We start from the raw sequence: 9879 nt of genomic DNA, 5'->3' as shown, positions 1-9879 counted from the left end.
CTCCGGCAGCCCGGCCCCGACGAGGACCTGCCGGTGCTCGTGGGGCGGCAGTTCGCGGTAGCCGACCGGCGTGCCGGACTGCCGGGCGACCTCCGCGGCGTACTCCGCGAAGCTCCACGCGGTGTCGCCGCTCAGTTCGTACGCCCGGCCCTCGTGCCCCTCGCCGGTGAGCACCGCGACGGCCGCGGCGGCGTAGTCGGCGCGGGCGGCGGAGGAGATCCGGCCGGTGCCCGCGCTGCCGAGGACGGCGCCGTGGTCGAGGACGGTCGCGAGGTGCTCGGTGTAGTTCTCGTGGTACCAGCCGTTGCGCAGGAAGACGTACGGCAGGCCGGAGTCGAGGACGAGCTGCTCGGTCGCCTTGTGCTCGTCCGCCAGCAGGAAGTCCGCCTTCGGCCCGCCCAGGATGCCGGTGTACGCGAGCAGCCCCACGCCCGCCGCCGCGGCGGCGCCGACGACGGCCGCGTGCTGCGGCACCCGCCGCCCGACCTCGCTGCCGGAGACGAACAGCACCCGCTCGCCCGCGCGGAAGGCGCCCGCGAGCGTGTCCGGCTCGTCGTAGTCGGCGACCCGCACCTCCACCCCGTGGGCGGCGAGGTCCGCGGCCCTGTCCCTGGTGCGTACGACGGCGGCCACCCGCTCCGCGGGTACCTGCTCCAGCAGTGCCGCGACGACGAGGCGGCCGAGATGTCCGGTGGCTCCGGTGACGGTGATCTTCATACCCGCCACCGTAGGATGCATACTTACGGAGAGAAAGTACCCACTTCTACGTAAGGTACTGATGTGGAGGTAAGCATGCAGGCAGAGGCGCAGGCGGCGGCCCAAGCGGTCCAAGCGGCGGAAGCCGACCGACTGCCGGGCTTTCCCGACGTCATCACGGCCGACTGCCCCGCGCGGAACATCATGGAGCACGTCGTCAGCCGCTGGGGCGTGCTGGTGCTGCTCGCGCTGCTGGAGGGGACGGTGCGGTTCAGCGCGCTGCGGCGGCGCATCGGCGGGGTGAGCGAGAAGATGCTCGCCCAGACCCTGCAGACCCTGGAGCGCGACGGCCTGGTGCTGCGCGTGGCCAAGCCCGTCATCCCGCCGCACGTCGAGTACTCCCTGACCCCGCTCGGCGAGCAGGCGGCCCTGCGGGTACGGCCGTTGGCGATCTGGGCGAACGACAGCGTGCCGGCGGTCACCGCGGCCCGCGAGGGGTACGACGAAGCCCGGGTCTGATCGCACAGGCCCGGGCCCGGGTCGTATCGGCGGGGGACAGGTCGCGCGTCCGTCAGCCCGCCGCCCGCGGCCGGCTCAGCCGAGCACCGTCCAGGTGTCGCCCCCGGCGAGCAGCCCGGCCAGGTCGCCCTTGCCCTTGCGCTGCACCGCCTCGTCGAGCTGCTCCGCCATCTCCGTGTCGTACACCTGCCGCTGCACGTTCCGCAGGATGCCGATCGGCGTGTGGTGCAGGGTGTTGGGGTCGGCCAGCCGGGAGAGCGCGAACGCCGTCGTCGGGGTGGCGGCGTGGGCGTCGTGGACGAGGACGTCCGCCTCGTTCTCGGGCGTCACCTCCACGATCTCCAGGTCGCCGGTGGCCGCGTCGCGGACGACGCCCTTGTGGTCGTCGGCGCCGAAGCGGATCGGCTGCCCGTGCTCCAGCCGGATCACCGCCTCCTGCGCCTGCTGGCGGTCCTTCAGCACCTCGAAGGCGTTGTCGTTGAAGATGTTGCAGTTCTGGTAGATCTCGATCAGCGCCGTGCCCGGGTGCGCGGCGGCCGCGCGCAGGGTCTCGGTGAGGTGCTTGCGGTCCGAGTCGACCGTACGGGCCACGAACGACGCCTCGGCGCCGAGCGCCAGCGAGACCGGGTTGAACGGCGCGTCGAGCGAGCCCATGGGGGTGGACTTGGTGACCTTGCCGACCTCGGAGGTCGGCGAGTACTGCCCCTTGGTCAGGCCGTAGATCCGGTTGTTGAAGAGCAGGATCTTGAGGTTGACGTTGCGGCGGAGCGCGTGGATCAGGTGGTTGCCGCCGATGGACAGCGCGTCGCCGTCGCCGGTGACGACCCAGACGGACAGGTCGCGCCGGGTGCTGGCCAGACCGGTGGCGATGGCCGGGGCGCGGCCGTGGATGGAGTGCATCCCGTACGTGCTCATGTAGTACGGGAAGCGGGAGGAGCAGCCGATGCCGGAGACGAAGACGATGTTCTCCTTGGCCAGGCCGAGTTCGGGCATGAAGCCCTGCACCGCGGCCAGCACGGCGTAGTCGCCGCAGCCGGGGCACCAGCGCACTTCCTGGTCCGTCTTGAAGTCCTTCATGGACTGCTTGGCTTCGGCCTTGGGGATCAGCGAAAGCGCTTCGATCGCCGGTCCCCCGGCGGTCGTCTCAGCCATTGTCGATGGCCTCCTTGAGGGCGGTGGCAAGCTGCTCGGCCTTGAAGGGCATGCCGTTGACCTGGTTGTACGAGAAGGCGTCCACGAGATACTTCGCGCGGATCAGGGTCGCGAGCTGGCCGAGGTTCATCTCGGGGACGATGACCTTGTCGTACGCCGCCAGCACCTCGCCGAGGTTGGCCGGGAACGGGTTGACGTAGCGCAGATGGGCCTGCGCGATGTGGTCGCCGGCACGGCGCACGCGGCGTACGGCCGCGGTGATCGGCCCGTAGGTCGAACCCCAGCCCAGCACCAGCGTGCGCGCCTTGCCGTCGGGGTCGTCGACCTCGATGTCGGGCACCTCGACGCCGTCGACCTTCGCCTGCCGGGTGCGCACCATGAAGTCGTGGTTGGACGGCGAGTACGAGATGTTGCCCGAGCCGTCCTCCTTCTCGATGCCGCCGATGCGGTGTTCGAGACCCGGGGTGCCGGGGATCGCCCAGGGGCGGGCGAGGGTCTGCGGGTCGCGCTTGTACGGCCAGAAGACCTCGGTGCCGTCGGCCGTCGTGTGGTTCGGCTGGGACGCGAACTGCACCCGCAGGTCCGGCAGTTCGTCGACCTCCGGGATGCGCCAGGGCTCGGAGCCGTTGGCCAGATAGCCGTCGGAGAGCAGCATCACCGGCGTGCGGTACGTCAGCGCGATATGGGCCGCGTCCAGGGCCGCGGTGAAGCAGTCCGACGGCGTGCACGGCGCGACGATCGGCACCGGCGCCTCGCCGTTGCGCCCGAACATCGCCTGCAGCAGGTCCGCCTGCTCGGTCTTGGTGGGCAGCCCGGTGGACGGACCGCCGCGCTGGATGTCCAGGATCAGCAGCGGCAGCTCCAGCGACACCGCCAGGCCCACGGTCTCGGCCTTCAGTGCGACGCCGGGGCCGGAGGTGGTCGTCACGCCGAGCGCGCCGCCGAAGGCGGCGCCGAGCGCGGCGCCGATGCCGGCGATCTCATCCTCGGCCTGGAAGGTGCGTACGCCGAAGTTCTTGTGCCGGCTCAGCTCGTGGAGGATGTCCGAGGCCGGCGTGATCGGGTACGAGCCGAGGAACACCGGCAGGTCCGCCTGCTTCCCCGCGGCGATCAGGCCGTACGCGAGGGCCAGGTTCCCGGAGATCGAGCGGTACGTGCCGGCGGGGAACGCGGACTGGGCCGGGGCGACCTCGTACGAGACGGCGAAGTCCTCCGTCGTCTCGCCGAAGTTCCACCCCGCCTGGAAGGCGGAGATGTTGGCCTCGGCGATGTCCGGCTTCTTGGCGAACTTCGTCCGCAGGAACTCCACCGTGCCCTCGGTGGGGCGGTGGTACATCCAGCTCAGCAGGCCGAGCGCGAACATGTTCTTGGAGCGGCCGGCGTCCTTGCGGGACAGCCCGTACTCCTTCAGCGCCTCGACCGTCAGCGTGGTCAGCGGCACCTCGTGCACGCTGTACCCGTCGAGGGAGCCGTCCTCCAGGGGGCTCGCCTCGTAACCCACCTTGGCCATCGCGCGCTTGGTGAACTCGTCCGTGTTGACGATCACCTCGGCGCCGCGCGGGACGTCGCCGATGTTCGCCTTCAGGGCGGCCGGGTTCATCGCCACCAGCACGTTGGGCGCGTCGCCCGGAGTGAGGATGTCGTGGTCGGCGAAGTGCACCTGGAAACTGGAGACCCCCGGCAGGGTGCCTGCGGGGGCCCGGATCTCGGCGGGGAAGTTCGGAAGCGTCGACAGGTCGTTGCCGAACGACGCGGTCTCCGAGGTGAAGCGGTCCCCGGTCAGCTGCATCCCGTCTCCGGAATCGCCGGCGAACCGGATGATCACCCGGTCCAGGCGCTTGACCTCTTTGCTGTTGACCTCGCTGGTCACCTTCGCGGACCTCCCTCGCGGCGGCCGATCGGGAACGGGATTCCGGCCGCCTTGCCCAAAGAACATCGTACGTCGGTTAGGCATGCCTTCCTGAGCGGGTCCGCGAATTGGACGGTGGTGAGACGTCACCATATATCCGCATTTGTCGCTATCTACCGCTCGGCCGGATCCGGTCACCGGTGTGACAATCCCTTGTTACGGACAGCGGGGAGGCCAGGTCACAGGGCGGCCAGAACCGGTCGGGCCCGTTCGGAAGCGGTCAGGAGTTGAGGTAGGTGAGGACCGCGAGCACCCGGCGGTGATCCCCCTCACTCGGCGCCAGGCCGAGCTTCATGAAGATGTTGCTGACGTGCTTCTCCACCGCGCCGTCGCTCACGACGAGCTGCCCGGCGATCGCCGAGTTCGTCCGCCCCTCGGCCATCAGGCCCAGCACCTCGCGCTCGCGCGGGGTCAGCCCGGCGAGCACGTCCTGCTTGCGGCTGCGGCCCAGCAGCTGGGCGACGACCTCCGGGTCGAGCGCCGTGCCGCCCTCGGCCACGCGGACGACGGCGTCGACGAACTCGCGGACCTCCGCGACCCGGTCCTTCAGCAGATAGCCGACCCCGCGGCTGGAGCCGGCGATCAGCTCGGTGGCGTACTGCTCCTCGACGTACTGCGAGAGCACCAGCACGCCGACGTCCGGATGGTCGCGCCGCAGCTGGACGGCGGCGCGGACGCCCTCGTCGGTGTGCGTCGGGGGCATGCGCACGTCGGCGACGACGACGTCCGGCGCACTGCCCTCGGCGGCCAGCTCCCCCACCGTCTTGACCAGCGCCACGCCGTCGCCGACACCGGCGACGACCTCGTGGCCCCGGTCGGTGAGCAGCCGGGTGAGCCCCTCCCGGAGCAGCACCGAATCCTCGGCGATGACCACCCGCACGCTGTCCTCCACCGTTGCCTGCCCCCCATACGAAGATGTGTAGACCTCCAGCATCCCAGCATTCGGCGCGGGGGGAGGCGCCGGAGGCGGATAACGGCAGGTAAAGGGTGGGAAACGGCGGTCGCCGGGGCACGGGGGACGCGCCTGCGCCCCCGGCCGGGGGCGCAGGCGCGTGGAGCCGCGTCAGGTGTACGGGTACGGGGCCTGCCCGCGCGCCGGGCCTGTGAGCCGGGCCCGTACCCGTACGCGCGCTCAGGCCCGCCAGGGCAGCTCCGCCGTGACCACCGTCGGGCCGCCGGGCGGCGAGTCGACGACCAGCAGCCCGTCCACCGAGCCCAGCCGGTCCGCGAGACCCGACAGCCCCGTGCCGCCGTCCAGCCGCGCGCCGCCGTTGCCGTCGTCCGTCACCTGGATCATCAGCCGGCCCTCCGCCCGCCACAGGTCCACCATGGCCCGGCTCGCGCCGCTGTGCTTGCTGATGTTCTGCAGCAGCTCGGAGGTCGTGTAGTACGCGATGCCCTCGATCGACTGCGCCGGCCGCTCCAGCAGGTCCACCGTCACCGACACCGGCACCGTGCAGCGGGCGGCGACGGCCGACAGCGCGGGGCCCAGGCCGCGGTCGGTGAGGATCGCGGGGTGGATGCCGCGGGCGAGGTCGCGCAGCTCCTGGAGGGCGAGCTTCACCTCGCCGTGCGCCTCGTCGACCATCTCGGCCGCGGCCTCCGGGTCCTCCAGCAGCTTCTCCTTCGCCAGCCCCAGGTCCATCGCCAGCGCGACCAGCCGGGCCTGCGCGCCGTCGTGCAGGTCGCGCTCGATACGCCGCAGGTCGGCCGCGGCCGTGTCCACCACGACCCCGCGGTCGGTCTCCAGCTCCTGCACCCGCGTCGCCAGCTTCGACGGGCCCAGCAGCCCGACGACCATCGCCCGGTCCACGTACGACAGGCCGCGCACCACCCACGGCGAGGCGAGCAGGAAGACCCCGCCGACGCCGACCGCGAAGAGCTGCTCCAGCGGCGAGTCCAGGTACCAGCCGTCGCCGTCGGCGTTCCCGTACACCTGGAGGCCGTCCTGGCCCCAGTGCGCGGGGAAGACCCACTGCCACAGCGGGTACGTGACCATCGACCAGCTCCAGAACATGACGGCCAGCGAGATGCCGAACGAGCACACTGCCCAGAACATGTGCAGCAGCCCGTAGAGCATCGTCCGCCACGACTCGCCGCTGCGGAACAGCGACCCGACCCAGCCCATGAACCCGGACGCCCGCCGGCGCAGCGGCTCCGGGTCGTCGATGTGCACGCCCAGCAGCAGCCGCGCCCGGGACCGCTCGAAGTAGCCCATGCCGCGGCAGCCGGCCAGCATCGCGGCGAGCACGGGGACGCCGAGGAACGTGATCAGCAGGCCGACGCCCAGCGACAGCATCGTGATCGTGTAGACGAAGAACACGATCGACACCGGCAGGCTGAGCAGGTGGTAGAGGAACTCGCGCCAGGTGCGCGCCTCGAAGGGCGCGCGCAGGGCGAGGGGGACCCGCGGGCGGCGGGCCTCGGGGGCGTACGCGGTGCTGTCCATCGTCGCAAGTCCTTCTGCCGGAGCGCTGGTGACGGGTCTGTCGACCTTGTGCCTCAAGCCTCCTCCGCGGGGGCGCCGCGGGCCATGGAGCAGGTCGGTCTGTCGGTACGGGGGAAAACCCCACCCCCGCCGGTGGGGCTACGGGCGCGCCTGCGCCTGCGACTCGCGGCCGCGCCAGGGGAGTTCGGCGGTGACGACCGTGGGACCGCCGCTCGGCGAGTCGACGACCAGCAGCCCGTCCACCGAGCCCAGCCGGTCCGCGAGACCCGACAGCCCCGTGCCGCCGTCCAGCCGGGCGCCGCCCTTCCCGTCGTCGGTGACCTGGAGCATGATGCGCCCCTCCGCGTGCCACACGTCGGCGCTCGCGGTCTTCGCGCCGCTGTGCTTGCTGATGTTCTGGAGCAGCTCGGAGACCGTGTAGTACGCGATCCCCTCGATGGCCTGCGCCGGGCGGTCCTTGAGGTCGACGGTCACCGCGACGGGCACCGTGCAGCGGGCGGCGACGGCCGACAGCGCGGGGCCCAGGCCGCGGTCGGTGAGGATCGCCGGATGGATGCCGCGGGCGAGGTCGCGCAGCTCCTGGAGGGCGAGCTTCACCTCGCCGTGCGCCTCGCCCACCATCTCGGCCGCCGCCTCGGGGTCCTCCAGCAGCTTCTCCTTCGCCAGGCCGAGGCCCATGGCCAGCGCCACCAGCCGGGCCTGGGCGCCGTCGTGCAGGTCGCGCTCGATACGCCGCAGGTCGGCCGCGGCCGTGTCCACCACGACCCCGCGGTCCTCCTCCAGCTCCTTGATCCGCCGCTCCAGCGGATCCGACGGCGCCAGCAGCGCGCGTACCATCGCACGGTCCGCGTCCGCCAGACCGCGCGCCAGCCACGGCAGCAGCGGCCACAGGACGAACAGCGACACCAGCGTCACGGCGAACGTGAGGATCCCCCACGGCAGCCGGATCACGCTGTACAGCGTCGTCCGCCAGCCCACCGGGTCCTTCAGCGTCGCCCACAGCCACGGCAGGAAGCCGCCGTACGTGCTGCGCCGGATCGGCGTCGGCGCGTCGACGTGCACGCCGAGCAGCCCCCGCGCCCGCGCGCGCTCCCACGAGCCCAGCAGGCGGGCGCCGGTGAGCCCCGCGGCCAGCAGCGGCAGGCCGATGACGGTGATCGACAGCAGCGCGCCCGCGTACAGCCACAGGGAGACGTAGGTGAAGGCGAAGAGCGCCATGGGGAGGTTCACCAGCAGATGCACGACCTCAAGCCAGGTCGTGCCGCTGAGCGGCGGGCGCGGCGGGGGGAGCGGCTCGTCGCCGCGCGGCTTGGCCAGCGGCTCCGCGCCAGGGCGGCTGTGGGTCATCCTCCCAGGGTGCCGCGCCGGGGCGGGGGCGCGCCATGGGGGGTGTACCGGGGAACGTACGGGGGTTAACCCCACCCTTTACGGAGAAGTCTCCGTTTCGGTGCCCGGGTGTGGGGCCCGTGGGGCGGGTGCGACGGCGGGCGGCTTCCGCGGCGCGCAGGAACTGGCGTACACGGGATGGGCACAGCGCCCGGGGCAGGGCCTACACTCCTTGCCCGTACAGATCGATGTCCTGACCGAATGCGCACGGGTCAGCCAGCCACAGCAGTCAGGAGCGAAGCGGACGTGCCGGACATGCTCGCCGCCGACGCCGTTGCCGCCGGGTACTTCGACGGCTACGGAGTGGTCGGCCTCGTCGCCGTGCTGGGCCTGCTCTTCGTCGGGGTCGCCTTCGGCGGCGCCCGGCTGCTGCGGCCCGCGGTGCCGACACCCGAGAAGCTGCTGACGTACGAGTGCGGGGTGGACCCGGTCGGGGAGGGCTGGGCGCACACGCAGGTCCGCTACTACGTGTACGCCTTCCTGTACGTGATCTTCGCGGTCGACGCCATCTTCCTCTTCCCCTGGGCGACGGTCTTCGCGGCGCCCGGGTACGGGGCCGTGACGCTCGTGGAGATGTTCATCTTCCTCGGCTTCCTCGCCGTGGGCCTGCTGTACGCCTGGAAGAAGGGCGTCCTGGAATGGACGTGACCCCCGCGCGGCCCGCGCAGAGCCTCGGCATCCTGCAGCGGCTGGCGCCCCAGCCGATGAAGGTGGTCCTCAACTGGGGCCGCCGCTACAGCCTGTGGGTCTTCAACTTCGGCCTCGCCTGCTGCGCGATCGAGTTCATCGCCGCGTCGATGGCCCGGCACGACTTCATCCGCCTCGGCGTCATCCCGTTCGCCCCCGGCCCGCGGCAGGCGGACCTGATGGTGGTGTCCGGCACGGTGACGGACAAGATGGCGCCGTCGGTGAAGCGGCTGTACGAGCAGATGCCGGAGCCGAAGTACGTGATCTCCTTCGGCGCCTGCTCCAACTGCGGCGGGCCGTACTGGGACTCGTACTCGGTGACGAAGGGCGTGGACCAGATCATCCCGGTGGACGTGTACGTGCCCGGCTGCCCGCCGCGGCCGGAGGCCCTGCTGCAGGGGATCCTGAAGCTCCAGGAGAAGATCGCGCGGGAGTCGCTGGAGGAGCGCTACGGGAACGGGCCGGGCGGGTCGTCCGGCGCGTCGGTGGGGGCGCTGACGAGCGGGCTGGTGAAGCCGCCGGAGGACGCCGGATGACGGAGCAGCAGGGGGAGGGGGGCCCGGGCTGGCTCCCACGGGCCGCCACGGAGCTGTTCGGCCCGGAGGCGGTGGCGAAGGAGGCGTACGGCGTCCTGACGGTGGACGTACCCGCCGCGTCCTGGACCACCGCGCTGCGGACCGCGCGCGACGAGCTGGGCTGCACGTTCTTCGACTGGCTCAGCGCCGTCGACGAACCGGCCGAGGGCTTCCGCGTCGCCGCCCACGTCGTCGCCGTCGGCACTCCGCCGCGCCGGCTGCTGCTCCGCACGACGGTGCCGCACGCCGCCCCGGCGCTGGCCACGGCGACGGACGTCTACGCGGGGGCCGCGTGGCACGAGCGGGAGACGCACGAGATGTTCGGCGTCGACTTCCCCGGCCACCCGCACCTGGCGCGGCTGCTGCTGCCGGAGGAGTTCGAGGGCCACCCGCTGCGGAAGGACTTCGTCCTGGCGGCCCGGGTGGCGAAGGCGTGGCCGGGCGCGAAGGAACCGGGCGAGTCCCACGCGGGCGGCCCGAAGCGGCGCCAGATGCAGCCCCCGGGC

At 72.0% G+C, this 9879-nt stretch carries 10 protein-coding genes; 4 read left to right on the top strand and 6 right to left on the bottom strand.

What is annotated here, in order from left to right:
• The coding region (locus H5J30_RS08720) for an NAD(P)H-binding protein (protein ID WP_181786663.1) at nucleotides 1-717 on the bottom strand (717 nt) is incomplete at its 3' end.
• Between the two features lie 75 nt (nucleotides 718-792).
• Here H5J30_RS08720 and H5J30_RS08715 point away from each other — a divergent pair.
• Complete coding sequence (locus tag H5J30_RS08715) at nucleotides 793-1215, top strand: winged helix-turn-helix transcriptional regulator (RefSeq protein ID WP_181786661.1); 423 nt, start codon at nucleotides 793-795, stop codon at nucleotides 1213-1215.
• A 75-nt stretch (nucleotides 1216-1290) separates the two neighbouring features.
• Here H5J30_RS08715 and H5J30_RS08710 read toward each other — a convergent pair whose 3' ends face one another.
• The 5 genes from H5J30_RS08710 to H5J30_RS08690 form a co-directional block, all read right to left on the bottom strand.
• Entirely contained in the window at nucleotides 1291-2367 is a 1077-nt protein-coding gene (locus H5J30_RS08710) for a 2-oxoacid:ferredoxin oxidoreductase subunit beta (protein WP_181786659.1), read from the bottom strand.
• On the bottom strand, nucleotides 2360-4237 hold the full coding sequence (locus tag H5J30_RS08705) for a 2-oxoacid:acceptor oxidoreductase subunit alpha (RefSeq protein ID WP_181786657.1): 1878 nt from the start codon (nucleotides 4235-4237) through the stop codon (nucleotides 2360-2362). Before H5J30_RS08705 ends, H5J30_RS08710 begins: the two co-directional genes overlap by 8 nt.
• 259 nt (nucleotides 4238-4496) lie before the next feature.
• Entirely contained in the window at nucleotides 4497-5156 is a 660-nt protein-coding gene (locus H5J30_RS08700) for a response regulator transcription factor (RefSeq protein ID WP_026276710.1), read from the bottom strand.
• A 252-nt stretch (nucleotides 5157-5408) separates the two neighbouring features.
• Nucleotides 5409-6725, bottom strand: a complete 1317-nt coding sequence (locus H5J30_RS08695; protein ID WP_181786654.1) for a sensor histidine kinase — start codon at nucleotides 6723-6725, stop codon at nucleotides 5409-5411.
• A 138-nt stretch (nucleotides 6726-6863) separates the two neighbouring features.
• Nucleotides 6864-8072 carry a sensor histidine kinase gene (locus H5J30_RS08690; RefSeq protein WP_181786652.1) on the bottom strand — a complete coding sequence of 403 codons (1209 nt, stop codon included), beginning with the start codon at nucleotides 8070-8072 and terminating at the stop codon, nucleotides 6864-6866.
• 294 nt (nucleotides 8073-8366) lie between these two features.
• On the opposite strand from H5J30_RS08690, the gene H5J30_RS08685 reads away from it, so the two are divergent.
• From H5J30_RS08685 to H5J30_RS08675, 3 genes are all read left to right on the top strand, one after another.
• On the top strand, nucleotides 8367-8759 hold the full coding sequence (locus tag H5J30_RS08685; protein WP_220188675.1) for an NADH-quinone oxidoreductase subunit A: 393 nt from the start codon (nucleotides 8367-8369) through the stop codon (nucleotides 8757-8759).
• Nucleotides 8750-9334 carry an NADH-quinone oxidoreductase subunit B gene (locus H5J30_RS08680; RefSeq protein WP_181786650.1) on the top strand — a complete coding sequence of 195 codons (585 nt, stop codon included), beginning with the start codon at nucleotides 8750-8752 and terminating at the stop codon, nucleotides 9332-9334. The genes H5J30_RS08685 and H5J30_RS08680 overlap by 10 nt, the downstream gene beginning before the upstream one ends.
• A partial coding sequence (locus H5J30_RS08675) for an NADH-quinone oxidoreductase subunit C (protein WP_181786649.1) occupies nucleotides 9331-9879 on the top strand: 549 nt, incomplete at its 3' end. The genes H5J30_RS08680 and H5J30_RS08675, both read left to right, overlap by 4 nt.

It is taken from the genome of Streptomyces phytophilus (assembly GCF_013870535.1).
Classification (GTDB): Bacteria; Actinomycetota; Actinomycetes; order Streptomycetales; family Streptomycetaceae; genus Streptomyces; species Streptomyces phytophilus.
Note: the sequence above shows the minus strand (reverse complement) of the source record. Positions and strands in the feature narration are given on the sequence as shown.